This window comes from Paraperibacillus marinus (assembly GCF_046237605.1).
In the GTDB taxonomy this organism is placed as follows: domain Bacteria; phylum Bacillota; class Bacilli; order Bacillales; family DSM-1321; genus Paraperibacillus; species Paraperibacillus marinus.
Window position 1 is genome coordinate 431,563 of sequence record NZ_CP143542.1, and the last position, 21,900, is coordinate 453,462.

Here is a 21,900-nt window from a genome sequence, read left to right on the forward strand (position 1 = left end):
GCTGCGAGACTTTCGCCCCTCGAGTCAAAAGTCAATCAGTCCATGGGAAGAAAACCGCTTCCCATAGCCTGCTCGCCTTATGCTTGGCTTACGCATAAGTGCGACTAGGCTTCTGTCTTCGCTTGCGCTCGCCAATCAGCAAGTCTTCTTTCGCTAACGCATAAGTGCGACTAGGCTTCTGTCTTCGCCTGCGCTCGCCAATCAGCAAGTCTTCTTTATCGGGTCTCTGCCTGCTAATGAAATTCGTTGCCTCAATCGGAATAACAAACATTGAGCTTTTTGAAATTATTATATTTAGCAGGCAACGTTCTCCGCTTTTCGTTGCAGGAGCAGCGGGACAGGTGAGACCCTGCAGGCAAAGCTGAGGAGGCTCACCGCCCGCCCCTAAGGTCCGCGAGCGCCTGAAGCGGAAATCAACCCCTTTATCCAAAGGGGGAAGTTCCCAAAAGACTTCCTGCTAAATAAAGGAATTATTGTACTGTCAGAATAATATATTCACAGACTTATGCAGGCTGAAACACAAAAGTGTAAGCGCTGTTACTCTATAGTTTTCTAAATATGCATAAAAATTAGTAGATTAGTATAATTTTGAAACGTAAGCGCTAGCAGGTAATGCCAAATAGAATATCACAATTGAAGACTTGAATATTATCGGTTAGAATAGGTATGTTGATAACTTTTAATAAGGGAGCGATGGGCATGGTACAACCTTATAAGCACGAACCCTTTACGGATTTTTCCGTAGAGTCCAATAAACAGTCTTATCTTGAAGCACTGAAGAAAGTGGAAGGCTATCTTGGCGGGGATTATGATCTTGTAATCGGCGGAGAGCGCATTTCTACTGAAGATAAAATTGTCTCCGTGAACCCGGCAGACAAGGAAGAACTGATCGGCCGCGTATCAAAAGCAGACCGTGAGCTTGCAGAAAAAGCCATGAAGGCTGCAGATGAAGCATTCACAACCTGGAAAAAGACAAAGCCAGAAGTAAGGGCTGATGTATTATTCCGCGCTGCTGCCATCATCCGCCGCCGCAAGGATGAGTTCTCTGCACTTCTCACGAAGGAAGCAGGAAAGCCTTGGAACGAAGCTGATGCAGACACAGCAGAAGCAATCGACTTCCTGGAATTCTATGCACGCCAGATGCTCAAGCTGAAGGACGGCATTCCGGTTGAAAGCCGCCCGAATGAATTCAACCGCTTTAACTATATTCCACTGGGAATTGGAATTATCATTTCTCCATGGAACTTCCCGTTTGCCATCATGGCCGGCACAACTGTCGCTGCCATTGTAACCGGTAACACTGTCCTCTTGAAGCCAGCATCTACGACACCTGTTGTAGCAGCTAAGTTTGTTGAGGTTATGGAAGAAGCAGGACTTCCTAAGGGCGTTCTTAACTTCGTGCCAGGAAGCGGCGCTGAAGTAGGGGATTATCTTGTGGACCATCCGCGCACACGATTTGTGTCCTTCACAGGTTCCCGAGATGTTGGCGTAAGAATCTATGAGCGCGCATCTAAAGTGAACCAAGGCCAAATCTGGCTGAAGCGCGTCATTGCTGAAATGGGTGGAAAAGATACCATTGTAGTAGATAAAGAGGCAGACCTTGAGCTTGCGGCACAATCTATCGTCAAATCTGCTTTCGGATTCTCCGGACAGAAATGCTCCGCATGTTCACGTGCAGTCATCGTTGAAGATGTATATGATCAAGTGTTGCAGCGCGCCATCGAGCTTACCAAGGACCTTACAGTTGGGAACCCGGTTGACCCGTCCAACTTTACAGGACCGGTTATCGATAATAACGCGTTCAAGAAAATCATGGAGTACATCGAGATCGGCAAGGAAGAAGGAAGAATCGTGGCAGGCGGCGAAGGCGACAACTCAAAAGGGTTCTTCGTACAGCCTACCATCGTAGCTGATGTTGATCCTAAGGCACGCCTGATGCAGGAAGAAATCTTCGGTCCGGTTGTTGCATTCGCCAAGGCGAAGGACTTCGATCATGCGATTGAAATTGCCAACAACACAGAGTACGGCTTGACCGGTGCTGTAATCACAAACAACCGCATCAATATGGAAAAAGCACGCGAAGACTTCCATGTTGGAAATCTATACTTTAACCGCGGGTGTACCGGCGCTATCGTTGGTTACCAGCCATTTGGCGGCTTCAACATGTCAGGTACAGACTCTAAAGCAGGCGGACCTGACTATCTGGCCCTCCACATGCAAGGAAAAACAACATCCGAGGCATACTAATAAGCAAAAACCCCGCATTCAGCGGGGTTTTTTTGTATGATGGGGAGACAGCATTTTTCGGGTTATTTCCCAGACAATATCCGCCTGTTTCCGAAGGGTTGATGTGCCGCCAAGCCAGGGATATGTTAGGCTTTCCGGAATTTAATTAAATGATTGATTAATCCCATTCGACAACCAGGACACAATGCTTCTACATAAAAGGCGGTGAATTGCCGCCCTGCTGTTGCTTTAATGCGAAAAAGTCTGATATTATCATTATATTGTTTAAAAGGACGAAAATCGGAGGTGAAAGAAATGAGCCGTATATCGGAGGAACAGGTAAAGCATGCTGCTAACCTTGCGCGCCTTGCCATAACGGAGGAAGAAACGGAGAAGCTGACAGTCGAGCTTGATGCGATTATTTCTTTTGCTGAGCAATTGAATGAGCTGGACACTGAAAATGTGGCTCCCACGTCTCATGTATTGGATATGAAAAACGTGCTTCGTGAGGACAGGGCAGATAAAGGACTTCCTGTTGAGGAAGCACTGCGCAATGCACCAGACAAAAAGGATGGCTATATCCGTGTGCCATCCATCATGGATTAAGGGGGGATCTCATGTCATTGCTAGATCATAAAATATCCGAGCTGCATGAACTATTACATAAGAAAGAAATTCTGCCTTCTGATCTTGCTGCAGCATCTTTCAAGCGAATCGAAGAGACCGATCAAAAGATTAAGGCCTTTTTGACATTGAATGAAGAGGGCGCAAAGAAAGAAGCCGTACTTCTTGACGAAAAGTTGGCATCCGGTGAAGAGACCGGGCCTTTATTTGGCCTGCCTATCGGAATCAAGGATAACATCGTCACCAGGAACCTGCGCACTACCTGCGGAAGCAGGATCCTAGAGAACTTCGACCCGATCTATAGTGCTACTGCCGTCCAGAAACTTGGTAGTGCAGGAATGGTTACAATTGGAAAGCTGAATATGGATGAATTCGGCATGGGCTCTTCTAATGAAAACTCCGCCTATCAAAATACACTGAACCCATGGAATACCGATTATGTCCCTGGCGGTTCCTCAGGCGGGTCGGCTGCAGCGGTTGCAGCGGGACAGGTCCCATTCTCCCTTGGTTCTGACACTGGCGGTTCCATTCGCCAGCCGGCCGCATTCTGCGGAGTGGTCGGATTAAAGCCGACATATGGCCGGGTATCCCGTTACGGGCTCGTGGCTTTTGCTTCCTCACTGGAGCAGATCGGCCCGATCACACGGACCGTAGAGGACAACGCATACCTCCTGCATGCGCTTGCTGGACTTGATCCAATGGATTCAACTTCCGCGGATATACCGGTGCCCCATTATACCAAGAGCCTGACGGGAGACATTAAAGGCCTGAGGATTGCGGTTCCTAAGGAATATCTCGGAGAAGGAGTCAGTGAAGCCGCCAGAAAATCTGTGCTTGATTCGCTGAAGGTGCTGGAGGGCTTGGGAGCTGTCTGGGAAGAGGTATCGCTTCCCCACTCAAAGTACGCCCTGGCTGCCTACTATCTGCTGTCATCCTCAGAAGCATCCGCAAACCTGTCGCGCTTTGACGGGGTAAAATACGGCTATCGTACCGAAAACGCCTCAAATCTGCTGGAGATGTACAAGCAGACACGGGCAGAGGGCTTTGGAGACGAAGTAAAGCGCCGGATCATGCTTGGCACATTCTCACTGAGCTCAGGTTATTATGATGCCTATTATAAAAAAGCCCAGCAGGTCCGTACGCTGATCAAAAAGGATTTTGAAGATGTATTCCAAAAATACGATGTCATCATCGGACCGACGACTCCAACCCCTGCTTTCAGGGTGGGAGAAAAAACGGATGATCCGCTGACGATGTATGCGAATGATATTCTAACCATCCCTGTAAACCTTGCCGGAGTACCCGGCATATCTATTCCGTGCGGATTTTCGGACGGTCTCCCGCTCGGCCTGCAGATCATCGGGAAGCACTTTGATGAAGAAACAGTATATAGAACGGCACATGCCTTTGAGCAGGCAACAGATTTCCATAAACAGAGACCAGGATTGTAAGGGGGGGTTTTTAGATGAGTTATGATACGGTCATCGGACTTGAAGTCCACGTCGAGCTGAAAACAGAATCAAAAATTTTCTCCGCGAGTCCGAACCATTTCGGGGCGGATCCCAATACAAACACAAGTGTCATCGACCTCGGCTATCCGGGCGTCCTGCCGGTTCTTAATAAAAAGGCAGTGGAGTATGCTATGAAGGCAGCACTGGCACTGAACTGCGAGGTTGCAGAAATCACAAAGTTCGACCGGAAGAACTATTTTTACCCGGATAATCCGAAGGCTTACCAAATCTCACAGTTCGATAAGCCGATCGGGGAAAATGGCTGGATAGAGATTGAAGTGAACGGGACGAAGAAAAAAATCGGCATCACAAGAATCCATATGGAAGAAGATGCAGGCAAGCTGACACATACAGGCGACGGGTATTCCCTTGTCGACTATAACCGCCAGGGCACACCACTTGTAGAAATCGTATCAGAGCCTGATATTTCTTCTCCTGAGGAAGCTTATGCCTATCTTGAAAAGCTTAAATCCATCATCCAATATACAGGCGTTTCAGACTGCAAAATGGAAGAAGGCTCACTGCGCTGCGATGCCAATATTTCCTTGAAGCCTTCCGGGCAGAAGGAATTCGGCACCAAGACGGAGCTGAAGAACCTGAACTCGTTTAACTTTGTCAGAAAAGGACTGGAGTTTGAAGAAAAGCGCCAGGCTGAGGTCCTTGATGCAGGCGGGGAAATCCTTCAGGAAACACGCCGTTTTGATGAAGCAACAGGAAGGACACTCCTGATGCGTGTCAAAGAAGGCTCGGATGATTACCGCTACTTCCCTGAGCCGGATCTGGTTGAGGTATATATCGATGAAGAGTGGAAGAACTCCATCAAGGCTGAAATTCCGGAGCTTCCGGATGAGCGCAAAAAGCGCTACACAGAGGAGTACAATCTTCCGGCATATGATGCCGCAGTGCTGACTGTAACTAAGGAAACAGCCGACTTCTTTGAAGCTTCAATCGCCGCAGGGGCAGATGCCAAGCAGGCGTCGAACTGGATCATGGGCGAGCTGTCTGCTTATCTCAATGCGGAAGGCATCGAGCTGCACAACACGAAGCTAACGCCGGAGAGCCTCGCCGGGCTGATTAAGCTGATAGGAGACGGCACCATCTCGACGAAGATTGCCAAGCAGGTATTCAAGGAACTGATCGAAAAGGGCGGCAGTGCCGAAGCGATCGTGAAGGAGAAGGGTCTTGTCCAGATCTCGGATGAAGGAACCCTCCGGACGATCATCAATGAAGCGCTCGATAACAACCCTCAGTCGATTGAAGACTTTAAGGGCGGCAAGCAGAAGGCAGTCGGCTTTCTAGTCGGGCAGATTATGAAAGCGACAAAGGGGCAGGCGAATCCGCCGCTCGTTAATAAGCTTCTGATGGAAGAAATCCAGAAGCGCTGATAAAAGCATTTCCTGGCGATATAGCCGGGAATGCTTTTTTTATTTCCAGAAAAAAGGGGATGCGGCCCATATGTCGAATTTTTTTAAGGGGAGATATTGAAGAGGAGTGTGATTCGGATGAAGATGCTGACTCAAGAGGAATTTCAAAAAGCGGAAGCATACATATTGGAAAGTGCAAGGAAGCTTGACTCGAGGATGTTTGAATTCTATTTTAAGGGCGGAACTGTGGAAGCGGCAGTGGATGAGCTCCTGAACTATCAAAATGAAGATGGAGGCTTCGGAAGGTCCATCGAGCCGGATTTCAGGCTGGAGCAGTCCTCTCCGATGGCCACGACGATCGGCCTGCAGTATGCAGGAGAGCTGGGATTAGGTTCGGAGCATGTTATGATTCAAAAGGCTGTTGCTTATCTGCTTGAGACCTATGATCACGAACAGAACAAGTGGCATGGAGTTCCGGAAGCTGTAAACAGGGTACCGCATGCCCCTTGGTGGAATTACGACACAGAAAATGGCCACGCCGGTGCACAGAGTTCTTGGGCCAATCCAAATGCCGAGATAACCGGATACATCCGCAAATATTCGGAGCTGGTTCCGAAGTCATTCGTAAAAACACTGACCGAGCTTGCCCTGGAAGAATTGAAGTCACTTCCAGACAAGATGGAAATGCATGATCTTCTATGCTATCTGAGACTCCTCGGAACTCTTGAAGGGCAGGAGCGGGAAGCCGTACTTGAAAAATTGAAAAAAGCCGCTCAGGAAAAAGTCGCAGTGACTGAGGAAGAGTGGAAGGGGTATGGCCTCAAGCCCATCCAGGTTGCTGATTCCCCTGAAGCAGAGCTCACCGGCTTATTTCAGGATGAAATTCAGGCCTGCCTGGATTTTGAAATCAGCCGGATGGACCCGGAAGGTTCCTGGGCCCCGAACTGGACCTGGTTCGGTCAATATGAGGAAGACTGGAAAACTGCCGAGGCGGATTGGAAGGGCAGCCTCACAGTGAGTACGTTGAAGGTGCTGCGGGATTTTGGGCGGATTGAAGGGCCGCAGTAGAGGAAAAGGCCGGTTAGGTGCTTTCATAATCTGGACGTATGTACTGGCATGCGTCTTTTTCTGTATTATGAAGGTTTTTAACGGATCTTCCTTAACTATGGGAGGGGTGTATATAATGATTATTTTAGAAACAGAGAGGCTGTATCTGAGGCAATATAAAAGTGAGGATGTATATTATTTACATTTAATTTTTTCAGATGCCGCAGCTATGGAATATTATCCAGCTCCTTTTAGCTTAGAACAAACCCATAACTGGATAAAGAAAAACCAGTATAGATACGAGCAGGATGGTTATGGCTTATGGGGAGTATGTTTGAAGGAAACTAATGAGTTAATAGGTGATTGTGGTCTTGTTAAACAGAAAGTTGACGGGAAAACAGAGGTAGAAATTGGCTATCATATTAATAAAAAATATTGGTCAAATAACTATGCAACTGAAGCAGCTGAGAGTTGTAAGGAGTATGGCTTTTTTCAATTAAATTTAGATAGATTGGTCAGTATAATAGATCCAAGAAACATTCCATCAATCCGTGTGGCAGAAAAAATCGGCTTTAAGAAAGAAAAAGAATCGTTTATATTCGATAAAAAACATTATATATTTGCTGGATGCAAGGTTAGCTAAGAAATGTCCTTTAGCTGGGTGAACTTGGAGGCTATGTGTTAATGGCCACAAAAGCAGCTTATTTTTGTGGCCAAATGTAATTTCATTAAATTCATGCATTCAGAAAAAACTTCCAATAAATTACACAGGCAAAAGTACACAGCCAGGAAATAAATCCGAAAGCGGTAACAATGGTTGTTTCGGACCACCCATATTTTATGCTGTAGTGATAGTGGATTGGAGTCATTTTGAAGATGCGCTTATGAGTTAGTTTAAAGGACGAGACCTGCAATATTACTGAAAGCTGTTCCGCAAAGTAGATAAAGAACAATAAGGGGATTAAAATTTCTACTTTCTCAATAACCGCAAGAAATGAAAGTGAGCCTCCTATAGCCAATGACCCCGTATCTCCCATAAAAGCCTTGGCCGGGTATATATTATAAATAAGAAAGCCGAGCAGGCATCCAATCATAATCAGACAAAAATACTGAACTTCTGATCGGTCTGAAATCATAAAAAAGAAAAAGTATGTAGGAATCGAAACAACTCCTAAAAGACCGTCCAATCCATCAGTGAAATTAATGGCATTTGCAGAACCTACGACAAATAGAGTGATTACAATAACATAGGCCGCCAATGGGAGATCCAAAGATAGGTTGTTAAAGATACTTATGCTGGTGTTTATGCCCAGTCCGTTAATGACGTAGTAAAGCAAAGTACCCGTGAAAATAAATTGAAAGATAAGTTTGGTCTTACTGGACACACCTCCTGGATCCTGACGGGAAGCTTTCCAAAAATCGTCCAGAAAACCAATAAAACCAAACAGAATATAAGTAGCAGACAAGAAATACATGAGTGGAGTAGGAGAAATAAGAATGGATACTACAATTCCTATAAGAAGAATCAGGCCAAACATCAACGGAGTGCCTTTCTTCAACTGATGATCCGAAGGAAGTTCTTTTCTGATCGGCTGGATGAGCTTAAGTTTTCTCAATACAGCAATTAATACTGGAGATAGGATTGAAACAGCCGCAAATGCAATCAATGCCGGGATTATTTGATCTCTCATTCATTTACTCCTTTTCTCATTACTATCTATATAAAATACTTCTATATAACTCTTTTATTTCCTCCAAACATGTCAATCTTCATAGAAAGCGGTAAATCTCTTTCTAATGATTCAGTGGTGCTTGTTCTAATAAACCCGGACAAACGGTAACGAAATTTTCTCCTAATTTGTATTGTAATCGGTTACATATTGAGCTATGATATGGTTAATCCGAAACGTTTCGGGTCTCTTGGAGGAATAAGAATGACGACGATAAAAGATATAGCCCGGGTGGCAGGAGTCTCTGTAACGACGGTATCCCGGGCGCTAAACGGCTATTCGGATGTGAATGAAAAGACGCGGGAGAAAATCATTAAGGTTTCCAAGGAACTGAACTACAGTCCCAATACGCTTGCCCGCAGCCTGGTTATGAAGAAGTCGAGAACAATCGGCCTTCTGGTTTCAGGAATGGAGAAGTCGAGCATCAAGGACAATTTTACATTCCAGGTGCTGGCCGGGGTAAATGAATTCATTGCAGAATCAGAATATGACCTTGTTTTATTCAGCACCACTTCCACAAAGCAGCGCGAAAAAACCTATTCGCAGCTGTGCAAGGAACGGCGCGTTGATGGTGTGATCATCCAGGGAATCCGTACCGATGATCCTTATCTCCATGAGGTTGTGGAAAGCAATATTCCGTGCATGCTGATCGATATCCCGATTGTGACAGACACGGTCGGCTATATAACCACGGATAATGTAGAAGGCGCACGCATGGCCTGCGGACATCTTATCGGCCTCGGGCACAGGAACATCGCAATGGTGAACGGCCATGACTTTGCTTTTGTAAGCAAAGAAAGGCTTGAGGGCTTTGCCGCAGCCATGGCTGAAGCGGGAATCAGCATTAATCACGAGTGGTTGATCAACGGAGAATTTAACGAAGATACAGCGGAGGAAAGGGCATTCGCGCTCTTAAAAGAACATCCTGAGATTACGGCTGTATTTTGTGCGAGCGACCTGATGGCCCTCGGTGTCATAAAGGCAGCGAAAAGACTGGGAATAGATGTCCCATCACAATTGTCGGTGATCGGTTATGATGATATCCTGCTCGCTTCCTATGTCACACCTTCCTTGACCACCATCTCGCAAAACATCTTCCAGATGGGCTACGAGGCCGTCAAGCACCTGGTGGACACGCTTGAGGGTGAAGTGGAACCTAAGGTTATTTCGCTGAAAGCAGAATTGAAGGTCAGGGAGACGACGTCCTCTGTGTGAGGGGGGAAGCTGCGAGATTTAGTACCCGAGATGAAGTGGAACAGGTTATATAAGAATTGTTAAGACCAAAATGAGCCCTGACCGAAGGGGAACAGGTCATAAAAGAATCTTTAAGACCAAAATGAGCCCGGGTCAATGGGTAACAGGTCATAAAAAGATTTTTAAGACCAAAATGAGTACGGTTCGAAAGAAAACAGGTTATAAAAGAATTTTTAAGACCAAAACAGCCTGAGGTCGGAAGAAGGTTCTAAACGGACATTTACGACCAAAAAACGGTCACGGTGAAGGAAAAAAGGTTCTAAACGGACATTTACAACCAAAAAACGGCCAAGGTGAAGGAAAAAAGGTTCTAAACGGACATTTACAACCAAAAAACGGCCACGGTGAAGGGAAAATGGTTCTAAACGGACATTTACGACCAAAAAACGGCCACGGTGAAGGGAAAATGGTTCTAAACGGACATTTACGACCAAAAAACGGCCACGGTAAAGGGAAAATGGTTCTAAACGGATATTTACGACCAAAAAACGGGCACGGTGAAGGAAAAAAGGTTCTAAACGGACATTTACAACCAAAAAACGGCCATGGTGAAGGAAAAATGGTTCTAAACGGACATTTACGACCAAAAAACGGCCACAGTGAAGGGGAGCTGGTTCCCTAAAACCAGTATGCACAAATGAACACACCACACAAGAAAGACATGAAGTATGTTCAAAAACCAAAACGTTTCGGAAAGAGTGGGGTGAGCAGGAAGGCTTTTTTCTTCCAAACTTTCCAAAACGTTTCGGATAACAAGGGGAGGCAGCTATGGACTATCGTGTAATTAAGGAGAATGATTTATTTTTGCTGACAGATGAGAAGGGGGATATTCCGGAAAGCCATCCGTATGGACTGGGTCTTTATACGGCCGATACGAGGTTTTTAAGCCGGCTGGATCTCCTGATCAACGGGGAGCGGCCGATCCTGCTTGCTTCTGATGCTGCCGAGAATTATATGGCGGAGATCCTTTTGACAAATCCCCATATGGAAGAGGAAGGGGAACTGAAGCTCTGGAGGGAATCGGTCGAGATCAAGCGCAAACGTTTTATCTATGGCGGCGTCCTCTATGAGACAATCACTCTCAAAAACTATTATCCGAAGAAAGTCAGCTTTGACTTAAGTGTTCATATGGATGCGGATTTTGCGGATATGTTCATTGTCCGAGGCTTCCAGAGCGGGAATGTCGGGAAGCGGACGGGACAGAAGGCAGCTGGGGACGGTCTTACTTTTACATATATGGGTGCAGATGATGTGTACCGGGCAACCTGTGTAGCCTGGGACCGGGAAGCATCAAAAGTGACAGAAGAGGGAGTTATCCATTTCCCTTTCAGCCTGGAGCATGCCGAGGAACAAGAAGTGACACTATCGATTGCTCCGCAGATCGGCGGTAAGAAGCTGGAGGTTGTTAACAGGGCTGAGGCGGTAGAAAGTCTTCAGAAATCGTATCAGGATTGGGAAGGAAAGATTACTAGGATCGAGACAGACTTCGAGCCACTCCAGCGTCTGGTAACGCGCGGGATTGCTGACTTGAGGGTGCTGCTAACCGATACAGGATTCGGGGAATTCCCGGTTGCCGGCCTGCCATGGTTCGGCGTCCCGTTCGGACGTGACAGCCTGATTGCGGCCCTGCAGATGCTTGCCTTCAACCCTGAGATTGCGAAAGGGACTCTTCTAACGATGGCAGACAGTCAAGGGACGGAAGTCAACCCGTGGCGGGATGAGCAGCCCGGCAAGATCATGCATGAAATGCGATACGGTGAGCTGGCAGCAACCGGCCAGATTCCGTTTACTCCTTATTACGGGACGATCGATGCCACTCCGCTGTTCTTGATTCTTCTGACTCAATATGTGAAGTGGACTGGCGACCTGCAGCTTGCAGAGAAGCTGTCCCCACAGATTGAAGCAGCACTGAATTGGATTGATCAGTACGGCGACCGGGATGGGGATTTGTTCGTCGAGTATCATCAGGAAGCGGCCAAGGGCATAGCGAACCAGGGCTGGAAGGATTCCGGTGATTCGGTTGTCCATAAGAGCGGGGAGTATGCCGAAACACCGATTGCCCTGAGTGAAGTGCAGGGATATGTGTACGGAGCGAAGACCGGAATTGCGGATCTCTTCGAAAAGCTTGGCAGAAACGAACGCGCCCAGGAGCTCAGGAAGCAGGCAGAGGAGCTGAAGCAGCGGTTTGACGCGGAGTTCTGGATGGAGGATTCCCAATACTACGCGATTGCCCTTGACAAAGATAAGAAGCAGGTAGAGTCGGTCACGTCCAACCCGGGGCATCTGTTATTTTCTGAGATGCTTGAGGACAGCCGGGCGGATGCTGTCATCCAGACGCTGCTTTCGCCGCGGATGTTCTCGGGCTTCGGCATCCGGACGATGGCTGAAGGAGAGGCGGGCTATAATCCGATCAGCTATCATGACGGAAGCATCTGGCCGCATGATAACAGTCTGATCATCCTCGGCATGAGCCAGATGAACAGGCCGGAAGCAGCTTCTGCCGTTATTTCCGGACTGATTGAAGCGGCTGGGCATTTCGAATATGACCGCCTGCCGGAGCTGTATTGCGGATATGATTCATCACTTGGAAAGGTCGTGAAATATCCAGTAGCCTGCTCTCCGCAGGCATGGGCCGCCGGCACGCCGCTTATCTTCATTCAGTCGCTGCTCGGATTGTTCCCGGATGCCATCGAGGAAACAATCAGGCTTTCCCCGAACCTGCTGGACGGAATGAACCGGCTTTTGGCGGAGAATATCTCGATTGGCCGGGGGCACCTCTCAGTACTTGTAACCAGGACAGATGGCGGATTAGATGTAAGCGTTCTAAAAAATACAACAGGTCTCACCATTCTTTAACCTATGGATGTTCTTAAAAGGGGGCAAGCCCTCTTTTAGATAAAAATTTGCCAAAAATGAGAGGGGTATATTTATGAAAACGAAAAAGTGGCTGGCCTCTATTGGAATGACATCAATCCTGGCTGCAAGCATTTTGACAGGCTGCAGCGGCGATAAGGAAGCATCTAAGGAAGGAAGCAAGGAATCAGGCAAGAAGACTCAGGTGACACTTGCAGGCTGGGGCGGAAATCCAACTGAAGAAAAGCTGCTGAAACAGACACTTGAAGATTTCGAGGCAAAGCATCCAAATATTGATGTGAAGCTTGAGGTCATTACCGAGCAGTATATGGATGTTATGAAGACCCGCCTGATCGGCGGAAAAGGGCCGGATGTGTTCTATATGGATGCATTTGAGGCGCCGGGCATGATCGAATCCGGAGTTCTTGAGCCGCTGGATGAGTATGTGACCAAAGATTTTGACACTGACGATTTTGAAAAGCCGCTTCTAGATACTTTCAAAGTGGATGGAAAAACTTACGGATTCCCAAAAGACTATTCTACATTGGCCCTTTTCTATAACAAAAAGATGCTGAAGGATGCAGGAGTCGAGGTTCCGAAGACGTGGGAAGAGTTCCAGGCAGCTGCCAAGAAGCTGACCAAGGACAAAGTTTACGGCTTCGGAGTTGCACCAGAGCTTGCGCGTATGTTCTGGCTGGCACAGTCAGGCGGCGGTGATATAGTGAAGGACGGCAAAGCCAATTTCGCTACGAAGGAAGTGGAACAAGCGCTCCAGCCGATCATCGATATGCACAATAAGGATAAATCAGCGGTTGAACCTAAGGAAGTCGGCGTAACATGGGGCGGTGAAATCTTCGGCCAGCAGAAGGCTGCCATGGTCATCGAAGGCAACTGGGCGATTCCTTACCTCAAGGATACGTTCCCTGATGTGGATTACGGCACAGCAGAGCTTCCGGAAGTAAATGGCAAGAAATCAACAATGGCCTACACGGTTGCTTATGTAATGAACGCAGCATCCAAGAAGAAGGAAGCAGCCTGGGAGCTTCTTTCCTACCTGACAGGCAAGGAAGGCATGGAAACATGGACCAGCAAAGGCTATGCACTGCCGACACGTAAGTCAGTTGCCGAGAAGCTTGGTTATGACAAAGATGAGCTGCGCGGTCCGCTTGTAGCCGGTGCCTCTTATGCGACTGTTTGGGCAGAAGGCTCATCCCTGCCAATCATTGTTAACAACTTTAACAACCAATTCGTGAGTGCTTTCCTTGGAAAGTCTCCGCTGGACAAAGCGCTGAAATCTGCCGAAAAGCAGGCTAACAGTGAGATCGGCTCTAAATAATGTAAATGGAAAAAGGGGATTTCTCCCCTTTTTCTTCCTAATTCTGTAGATCTCTTTCTGCTGAAGTCAAAAAGAGACTTCCGCGGAAAGAGGTGGTACAGCAAATATTAAGGAGTTGAATGAAGATGAAGGGAAACACATCCAAAAAAGCAATGCGCGAAGCCGGGCAGGGACTTTTATTCATGTCGCCTGCACTCCTGGTTCTGCTGCTGTTTATAATCGGTCCAATACTCTTTGTAATTTTTCTCTCATTTCATAAAGTGCAGCTTCTCGGCACTACGAGCTTTGATTTTGTGGCATTCGAGAATTTTAAGAGACTGCTCGATGATTCAAGGGCGAAGATCGCCCTCTGGAATACCTTTAAATATGTGATTATTGTGGTTCCGCTGCAAACGCTGCTTGCGCTGATCCTGGCAGCTACCCTGAACGCGGGACTGAAGGGGCAGAGCTTTTTCAGGATCGTCTACTTCCTGCCGACCCTGACTTCCTCCGCCGTGTTGACTCTCATCTTCATGTGGATGTACAACAAGGAAGGACTCATCAATAAATTGCTCGATATGATCGGCCTTCCAACCTATAACTTCCTGGGCGACCCGGGGATTGCCCTTAATGCGATCATGGCCATGAACATCTGGTCAACCGCACCGTTCTTCATGGTCATCTATCTTGCGGCCCTGCAGGATATCCCGGAATCACTGTATGAAGCTGCCGAGCTGGACGGGGCAAATGCGCTCCAAAAGTTTTGGCTCATCACCGTTCCGCAGCTGCGGCCGGTCACTTCATTCGTGATCATCATGGGCTTGATCGGCACCTTCCAGCTGTTTGATCAGTCATACATCTTCTCGGCCGGGTCGGGCGGGCCGGATAATTCAACTCTTACGGTTGTGCTATTAATCTATCAATATGCATTCAAGAACCTGGGCACCATGGGATATGCGGCGGCACTGGCCTTCATGCTTGCGATTGTTATACTTGTCGCAACCCTGCTGCAGCGCAAGTTCACAAAAGAGGAATCGCTATATTAAAAGGGAGGGGGCACTTCGATGAAAAAGAAGCTCGGAATCGGGAAAATTATAATTTATGCCATTCTAGTATTATATGCGGTCACCACGGTGGTCCCATTTCTGTGGGCCTTGTCGTCATCCTTCAAGACGCTACAGGAAATCGTAAGCGGAGGATTGAATTTCATCCCGAAGAACTGGACGTTGAACAACTATAAAACCATCTTTATCGAGGAAGAGCTGTTTCCCCGCTGGATGTTCAACAGCCTCTTCATTGCTGTGTGCACGACACTCTTGAATCTGCTGTTCAATTCCATGGCAGGCTATGCTCTGGCCAGGCTGTCCTTCCCGGGCAGGAAGGCGTTATTCATCGGCATCCTCGGGGTCCTCATGATCCCGGCACAGGTGACGATGATTCCAAACTACTTGATATTAAAGGAACTTGGCTGGCTGAACTCCTATCAGGGGATGATAGTCCCGGCCATGATCAATGCGACGTATATCTTTATGATGAGGCAGTTCTTCGTGAACTTCCCGAAAGAACTGGAGGAGGCTGCCGAGCTTGACGGTCTTGGAAAATTCGGGACCTTCTTCAGGATTGTGCTGCCGCTTGCCAAGCCGGCACTGGCCGCACAGGCAATCTTCATCTTCATGGGCTCCTGGAATGATTTCATGAGACCGCTGATTGTCATGACAGATGCGGAGATGTTCACGCTTCCGCTCGGCTTGAATACATTCAAAGGGCAGTTTGTGAGCTATTGGAATTATATCATGGCCGCGTCCATGGTCTTCACGCTCCCGGTGCTGCTGATTTACGCTTTTTTCAACCGTTACTTTATCAAGGGCGTTTCCTTCACAGGAGGGAAATGATATGGAGCCGGCCATGGGGTGCCGGCTCTTTGCCAATCATATCGCATGCCAAAATTTAAAACGAAAAATTGGTATAATTTTCATTGGAATTCATGTATGGTAGATGAAAGCGGTTTTTTACCGCAACTATGAAATCGGAGGGATGAACATGTCAGTCCAACAGAAAAATCATGCAGAGGTAAATCTACTAAACTAGCACGCACTGTATGATGTGCGTGCCGTAAAGAAAGGGATGGAGCATCTCCATGCACGCACCGAACGTTTATATTACCACCCAGGCTGTCAGGCAGTTTGCGAACAGCCTTATGTTTACTACTTATGCTATTTACTATATTAAGGAACTTGGATTCGATCCGTTTCAGCTCCTGCTTATCGGCATGTTCCTTGAAGGAGCCTGCCTGCTATTCGAGACGCCTACGGGGGTGTTTGCCGACACCCGGGGGCGCCGTTTCTCTGTGATCACAGGCTTTGTCATCATGGGAGCCGGTTTTGTGGTAGAAGGCAGTGTGCCTTTTTTTGAAGGACTGATTCCCTTCATAGTGGTCGTCATTACGGCTGAGGTCATCAGGGGGCTTGGCGAAACCTTTGTAAGCGGGGCCGCCCAGGCCTGGATCACGGATGAAGCCGGTGAAAAGAGCGCCGGCGATATTTTCTTGAGGGCAGCCGCCGCCGCACAGCTTGCCGGCATACTCGGCATTGGCGCAAGTGTAGCCCTTTCCTCCATCTCGCTCAATCTGCCGTTTCTTGCCGGCGGCCTGATCTATCTTGGTTTGGCCGTTTTCCTTCATAGAACGATGAAAGAGCATAACTTCAAGCCCGCGGTCACGGAGGGAGGATTCTTTTCCCATGGCTTCGATGCCTTCAGGGATGGAGTAAAGATCATTAAGGCTAGTGCTATCCTGAGCCTCCTCGTTGGAATCAGCTTTCTTCTGGGGGCGGCCACGGAAGGATGGGATCGGCTGTGGGAAGCCCACTTCCTGATGAATCTGAATTTCCCTGAATTGTTCCATTTTAATGAGCCTGCCTGGTTTGGGGTAATCAGCCTGGTTACCGCAGCCTCAGGATATCTGGCGGCTGTCATCACGAGAAAATTTGTAAGAACAGAGAACGAGAAAGCGGTGGCCATCGTCCTGACATGTTTGACGGTTTTAAGGGCATGTGCGATCCTTGGCTTCTGCTTCGCTTCAGATTTCTGGATGGCGCTTTTTTGGCTGAATATTGTTTCCATGGCTTCAACCGTCTCGTATCCGCTGTTCAATGCCTGGATCAATCAGCTGATCCCGTCAGCGAGGAGGGCGACTATCCTTTCCATGGTGGGTCAGATGGATGCATTCGGCCAGATTGCAGGAGGACCCGGAATCGGATATATCGGGACCCGGTTTACGCTCCGGACCTCCCTGTTCTGGGTGGGGATCCTGCAGCTGCCGATTCTGATTGCCTATATGGTATCGGTCAGGAAAATGAAATAGAGGACTGAGGCCCGGCGCAGTGAGACTGCCCGGGCCTTTTTTCATAGAAATTTTTGGAAGATGTCTCCCGTCTCCCTTTTATGGGTATAAACCTATAGGCACTTAATTATATTCATAAAAGAATTTTATATATAAAATTTGGGGGTACAAGCATGATTGAGAAAGACATTCTTCCGCTGGCAGTATTTAATACCCTGGATCTAAAGGATGACAGGGATCATATAAAAGATTATGCAGCGAGGGAAGCGGAGCCTCTACTTCCAAAGCTTGGAGCAGTTCCGGATGAGACGAGGACGCTTGTATGTGTGGTGCCGGTCGAGGGAAGGATCGGCAGGAAGGCATTGTATAAATTGGATCAAAAGCTTGAGGATCTAATCACGGCGCGCCTGCCGGAGGAATGGAGCGCCGATCTTTACTTCATCCAGAAGCGGGAAGGCGGCGGCTTTTCGCGGATCCTAACTGAAGCAGGGCTTCTGATCCACAAGCTCAGCTTCTACTATCCTTACGAAACGATCATCCAGCTGAGCGGTACAGGGGATGCCGAATGCTTCCAGGCAATCTTCCTGGAGAGCACAAAGCAGCTGGGCAGCCGGCACGGCTTTCTGTTCTGCAGCGATGGAAAAGCCGAAATCTCTTTATCCAGGCAGGCTGTATCAGACCGTTCCCTGAAGCTTCAGGTCAAGGGCTCTCTCCGGGAATTCGACTTCCAGGGGGCTCTCGAGCTCGTGAAGGGACAATCTGCCCCCGAGGCGCTCAGCCTCATGCTGAAGATGATGGTCAGCCGGATGAATTTCTGTTTCAGCGAGGCCCATCAGCATGCAGTGGAATGTGAAAAGCTGCTTAAAGACGAGCCGGCAATCAAAGAAACCAGGCTGCTTTTAGAAAAGCTGTTGTCCAAAGAAGGCAGGGAGCAGGATCTTGCCCTTATAGAAGAGCTTTACCGGCAGATGGAGGTCTGCATAGAAATTGATGATATGGCAGCCTTCCTGACCCGTTTTTACCGCGCGCGGGAAGCGATTCTGACATTCCTCCTGAAACACGGCTCAGGCTTTCAGGAGGAAGCCTCGATGAAGAATAACTCCTCGATTTATCAGCTGATTGAGGAGCTGGAAAAGCGGTATGAGGAAGGCGAAATTGAGGAATATATGGGCGCGTATTTTTACCTGAAAAGCCTGAATGTCGCCCATACACTGCGGGTCAGGAACCAGAGCTTCATCGGCCATGGACGTGACGAGATTAATTCCGAGGAACTCTGGCACTCTTATTTCGGCAATAAAAGGGCATCTGTTTCACGGGTGAAGAAACGGTTTTTGCTGGAATCGAACCTGATGCTCCGGGATCTTGGGGCGGAGCTTGATGACAATTATACAGAGCTTATGGAAATCATGCTGCAAATGGACTTAGACTTTGAAGAGAGAGGACAGAGAGAAGATGAAACATCACGTGTTCTGCAGTTATAAAGATCATGGGGAGCTTAAGGCACAGGACAGGGGAAGCGGCAGTTCAAAGCCGGTGCTCCATGTTTTCCGGCGAAAGTCGGAAGGAGAAGCGGAGCTTTCGCAGCCGAAAGGGTTTGGCGGGAGCCGGCTTCATCTGCTCTCCGATAATGTTGAGGAGGCTGCTGCCGAGATTGAAGAATTGGCGGGAGAGCATGGGGGCAGCGGGGAAAAGGTCTATCTTGTCCTGAATGATGCACCTGACATCCTTCAGCTCGTATTCATGCAGGTTCTGCTCGAGAACAGTGAGAGGCATGTGTATTTTATCAAAAATAATAAAATCATCCCTGCCTTCAAAAAAAATGAAGATAAGGAACAAAATATATACGACAGCATTCATAACTTGATTTGTGCGAGGAATTACAAGTCTGCCCGCAAGCTTGCGTACCGTTATACCGACAGCGCTCCTCTTTCCGATATGCTGATGTTCGGGGATAGGCTGAAAAGCCTGGATCTGTCAGGAGGAAAGGGGCAGGAGGATTATTTTGACCTGATGGCCCGCACGCTCCGTGATATGGGGGAAGACAAGGAGCTGGCTGATTATGCGGCAGGCATGAAGAAGCTGAGGGAGCGGGATCAGAAGGCGTTCATTTCGTACCTCTATAATTCGGCCGAGCGGCTGTATGAAGAAAATAAGCTGATTGATTTTGTTGTCCTGTATTACCGGCTGGCAGAAGAGCTCCTGCTGTATGCCCTCGGCCTTGACATTGACTGGGATAACGGAGGCAACGGCTTCAAGAATCGGGAGAACGCATATTTTAAAGTAGAGCTGAGGAAAAAGGAGCGGGTCACCCGCCACTTTCACAGCTATATGCGCCTCCTGGACAGGAGGGCAGCGGAGCTTGAAAGGAAAGAGGAAATCACACAGGTGGACAAGTTTTTCACCGAGCTTCACCGCCTGTTCAGTGACAGGGAACTGAATGAAATCCTTGAACTCCGGCATGCAGGCGTGAGCGGACATGGCTTCTGTGACTTTTCTAAGAAACAGTTCAGCAGCATTTGCAAAATGGATCCGCTGCAGAAGATAGAGCCTATCATGGATTTTGTCTCCATCAACAGGGAAATAGGGATTTTTGAGCTTGTGGAAAAATGTGCCCTGTATCTGGCAAGGCAGGGCCTTGAAGAAGGTCAAACCGGCAAAAAGGGAGCATAATGATATGAAGTGAGACCCCAGTTTTTTTATGGGGTCTTTTTCTGTGGAAAAGGGTCGGAGCTGCGTGTATCATAAGACTTCCTGCAGCTTGGTGATCATCATTTATCTTGCTGGCATTCCTGTTTTTCCTTATTCCGCTCCACCGCCTTATTGTGTGTTTGTTCCTGCTATTGTCAGGGACCTTTCCATATATGGGCTGCGAGTAGAAAACTCATATTTGGTTTATGGCTGCAGGAGGGAAGATTCTGTTCCGACCTTTGAAAGGATGATATGTGTGGACGTGTCGGCGATTCTTGCAGCATCGTCAATGAACTGCTCAATTTCCTCTATCCGCCTGGCGGTCAGCTTTACTATGTAATCGGCGGGACCGGTGATGCGGTAGCACCATTCGGCGTTCGGATGCTGGGCGATGAATTTCCGGAATTCCTCGCATTTGCCTGACTTCGTTGAAATCTGAAGAATGGCATGGGTGGTGTGGCCGAGGGCTGAGTAATTAATTTTAGCCGTATAGCCTTCGATGATGCATGCATCCTCCATCCTCCGCACCCGGTCAGCAACTGAAGGCGGGGACAGATTGACGAGCTTGGAGAGCTCGCGTATCGAGAGGCGTGAGTTGGCTGTCAGACAGCGCAGAATATGTTTGTCTGTATCGTCGATTTTCAAATGAAATCCTCCTTCCTGTAACTCATTATATATGAAAGGCAGCAGGCCCCCAATTGCTTTTTTATGTTAAGGACGGCCGGGATGGCGTTTTATACAATAAGAGCAGATGAAGAAAAGGAGAGATGGAGCATGTTACTGAGAAAAAATGCGGCTTTAGTGGTCATTGATGTACAGAAAGGTTTTGATGAAAAGGTATGGGGTGAGCGGAACAATCCGGAAGCGGAAGAGAGGATTGCCTGCTTGCTTGAGGCCTGGCGGGAGCGGGGGTTGCCGGTCATCCACACCCAGCATATGAGCGTGGAGAGTGATTCCCCGCTGCGTCCAGGGCAGCCTGGTTGTGAAATCAAGGATATCGCGGCACCTCACCCGGGTGAAGCGGTGTTCCAAAAAACTGTGAACAGCGCATTCATTGGCACCGGACTGCAGGATTACTTGAATGAGCAGGGAATTGATACGCTCGTCATCACGGGGCTGATCACGCCTCACTGCGTCTCCACCACAGCCCGGATGAGCAGTAACCTTGGGTACCGGACCCTGGTGGTGTCAGATGCTGCCGCTGCCTTTGATATCACCGGACCTGACGGCATCCGCCATGGAGCTGCCGAGGTTCACAGTCTGGCGCTGGCAGAGCTGCACCGCGAATTTGCCGTGATTGCCTCCACCGAGGAAATCATCAGAATGCTTCCGACGGAGAAACTCCCTGTTTCGGGGAAATGAGGACGGTTCGGCGGAAGTTGAAAAAGCTGGCCATCCGGCCAGCTTTTGTTAGTTTGGGGCAGTCAGGATCTCTGGCTCCAGTCCGATTTCAACATTACCTGCCACCGCACGGGAAATCATGCAGGAAGTTTCAGCCTTTTGGGCAAGCCGCAAGGCAAGCTCCCGATCCTTTTCTGATGCATCTTGCTTCAGGACAATCCGCGGGCGGTGGATGATTTTCTTGTAGGTGATCACACCGGAAGTCACATCGACAATCCCTTCAGATTCCATGGTCAAATCCTCTTTATCCAGCTTGCTGCGCTCCATCATGGCAGCGAGGGTTATGATATAACAAGTCCCCGCCGCACCCAGCAGCATCTCATCCGGATTGGTCCCGACACCCGGGCCATCCATCTCCGGCGGAATCGAGATCTTCGTCTTCAAATTGCCAGCCTCAATCTCACCCACATCATTCCGCAGCCCCGGCCACGACGCCTTTAAATGAAAACTATGCTCAGCCATCTGCTCCACACCTCCCACATAACCTAATACCCCAATCATATCACCAAACAAATTCTCCGCCAAACAAGCCGCCCCTCTTGGGAAA

At 48.3% G+C, this 21,900-nt stretch carries 19 protein-coding genes; 16 read left to right on the forward strand and 3 right to left on the reverse strand.

What is annotated here, in order from left to right; translation table 11 throughout:
- The first annotated feature begins 699 nt into the window (after positions 1–699).
- The 6 genes from pruA (at position 700) to V1498_RS02235 (ending at position 7,415) form a co-directional block, all read left to right on the forward strand.
- Positions 700–2,247 (forward strand): L-glutamate gamma-semialdehyde dehydrogenase, encoded by a 1,548-nt coding sequence (pruA, locus tag V1498_RS02210; protein WP_409296688.1) that lies wholly within the window; start codon positions 700–702, stop codon positions 2,245–2,247.
- A 294-nt stretch (positions 2,248–2,541) separates the two neighbouring features.
- On the forward strand, positions 2,542–2,832 hold the full coding sequence (gene gatC, locus V1498_RS02215) for an Asp-tRNA(Asn)/Glu-tRNA(Gln) amidotransferase subunit GatC (protein WP_409291255.1): 291 nt from the start codon (positions 2,542–2,544) through the stop codon (positions 2,830–2,832).
- Between the two features lie 11 nt (positions 2,833–2,843).
- The gene (gene gatA / locus V1498_RS02220) at positions 2,844–4,301 is read left to right on the forward strand and encodes an Asp-tRNA(Asn)/Glu-tRNA(Gln) amidotransferase subunit GatA (RefSeq protein ID WP_409296689.1); all 1,458 of its coding nucleotides are present in this window, start codon (positions 2,844–2,846) and stop codon (positions 4,299–4,301) included.
- A gap of 14 nt (positions 4,302–4,315) precedes the next feature.
- The gene (gene gatB / locus V1498_RS02225) at positions 4,316–5,746 is read left to right on the forward strand and encodes an Asp-tRNA(Asn)/Glu-tRNA(Gln) amidotransferase subunit GatB (protein WP_409296690.1); all 1,431 of its coding nucleotides are present in this window, start codon (positions 4,316–4,318) and stop codon (positions 5,744–5,746) included.
- 117 nt (positions 5,747–5,863) lie between these two features.
- Complete coding sequence (locus V1498_RS02230) at positions 5,864–6,793, forward strand: hypothetical protein (protein WP_409296691.1); 930 nt, start codon at positions 5,864–5,866, stop codon at positions 6,791–6,793.
- A gap of 115 nt (positions 6,794–6,908) precedes the next feature.
- Positions 6,909–7,415 (forward strand): GNAT family N-acetyltransferase, encoded by a 507-nt coding sequence (locus V1498_RS02235; RefSeq protein WP_409296692.1) that lies wholly within the window; start codon positions 6,909–6,911, stop codon positions 7,413–7,415.
- A 91-nt stretch (positions 7,416–7,506) separates the two neighbouring features.
- On the opposite strand, the gene V1498_RS02240 is transcribed toward V1498_RS02235, so the two are convergent.
- Positions 7,507–8,463 (reverse strand): phospho-N-acetylmuramoyl-pentapeptide-transferase, encoded by a 957-nt coding sequence (locus tag V1498_RS02240; protein ID WP_409296693.1) that lies wholly within the window; start codon positions 8,461–8,463, stop codon positions 7,507–7,509.
- 243 nt (positions 8,464–8,706) lie between these two features.
- Between V1498_RS02240 and V1498_RS02245 the strand changes: the two genes are divergently transcribed.
- The 9 genes from V1498_RS02245 to V1498_RS02285 all read left to right on the forward strand — a co-directional run bounded on the left by V1498_RS02245 (position 8,707) and on the right by V1498_RS02285 (position 19,934).
- On the forward strand, positions 8,707–9,717 hold the full coding sequence (locus V1498_RS02245) for a LacI family DNA-binding transcriptional regulator (RefSeq protein WP_409296694.1): 1,011 nt from the start codon (positions 8,707–8,709) through the stop codon (positions 9,715–9,717).
- A gap of 394 nt (positions 9,718–10,111) precedes the next feature.
- Positions 10,112–10,378 (forward strand): hypothetical protein, encoded by a 267-nt coding sequence (locus V1498_RS02250; RefSeq protein WP_409296695.1) that lies wholly within the window; start codon positions 10,112–10,114, stop codon positions 10,376–10,378.
- Between the two features lie 146 nt (positions 10,379–10,524).
- A complete protein-coding gene (locus V1498_RS02255; RefSeq protein WP_409296696.1) occupies positions 10,525–12,612 on the forward strand; it encodes a glycogen debranching N-terminal domain-containing protein in 2,088 nt (695 codons plus the stop codon).
- 73 nt (positions 12,613–12,685) lie between these two features.
- Positions 12,686–13,945: an ABC transporter substrate-binding protein gene (locus V1498_RS02260; protein WP_409296697.1), complete on the forward strand. Its 1,260-nt coding sequence runs from the start codon at positions 12,686–12,688 to the stop codon at positions 13,943–13,945.
- A 125-nt stretch (positions 13,946–14,070) separates the two neighbouring features.
- Positions 14,071–14,970, forward strand: coding sequence for a carbohydrate ABC transporter permease (locus tag V1498_RS02265; protein ID WP_409296698.1), 900 nt, complete (start codon positions 14,071–14,073; stop codon positions 14,968–14,970).
- 18 nt (positions 14,971–14,988) lie between these two features.
- Positions 14,989–15,816: a carbohydrate ABC transporter permease gene (locus V1498_RS02270; RefSeq protein ID WP_409296699.1), complete on the forward strand. Its 828-nt coding sequence runs from the start codon at positions 14,989–14,991 to the stop codon at positions 15,814–15,816.
- A 245-nt stretch (positions 15,817–16,061) separates the two neighbouring features.
- Positions 16,062–17,285 (forward strand): MFS transporter, encoded by a 1,224-nt coding sequence (locus V1498_RS02275; RefSeq protein ID WP_409296700.1) that lies wholly within the window; start codon positions 16,062–16,064, stop codon positions 17,283–17,285.
- Positions 17,286–17,437: 152 nt separating this feature from the next.
- On the forward strand, positions 17,438–18,745 hold the full coding sequence (locus V1498_RS02280) for a hypothetical protein (RefSeq protein ID WP_409296701.1): 1,308 nt from the start codon (positions 17,438–17,440) through the stop codon (positions 18,743–18,745).
- Positions 18,717–19,934, forward strand: a complete 1,218-nt coding sequence (locus V1498_RS02285; RefSeq protein WP_409296702.1) for a hypothetical protein — start codon at positions 18,717–18,719, stop codon at positions 19,932–19,934. The genes V1498_RS02280 and V1498_RS02285 overlap by 29 nt, the downstream gene beginning before the upstream one ends.
- Before the next feature lie 222 nt (positions 19,935–20,156).
- On the opposite strand, the gene V1498_RS02290 is transcribed toward V1498_RS02285, so the two are convergent.
- Positions 20,157–20,597 (reverse strand): Lrp/AsnC family transcriptional regulator, encoded by a 441-nt coding sequence (locus V1498_RS02290; protein WP_409296703.1) that lies wholly within the window; start codon positions 20,595–20,597, stop codon positions 20,157–20,159.
- Between the two features lie 129 nt (positions 20,598–20,726).
- Here V1498_RS02290 and V1498_RS02295 point away from each other — a divergent pair, with 129 nt between their 5' ends.
- On the forward strand, positions 20,727–21,314 hold the full coding sequence (locus V1498_RS02295) for a cysteine hydrolase family protein (RefSeq protein WP_409296704.1): 588 nt from the start codon (positions 20,727–20,729) through the stop codon (positions 21,312–21,314).
- Positions 21,315–21,362: 48 nt separating this feature from the next.
- Here V1498_RS02295 and V1498_RS02300 read toward each other — a convergent pair whose 3' ends face one another.
- Positions 21,363–21,815 carry an OsmC family protein gene (locus tag V1498_RS02300; protein WP_409299106.1) on the reverse strand — a complete coding sequence of 151 codons (453 nt, stop codon included), beginning with the start codon at positions 21,813–21,815 and terminating at the stop codon, positions 21,363–21,365.
- Positions 21,816–21,900: the final 85 nt, after the last annotated feature.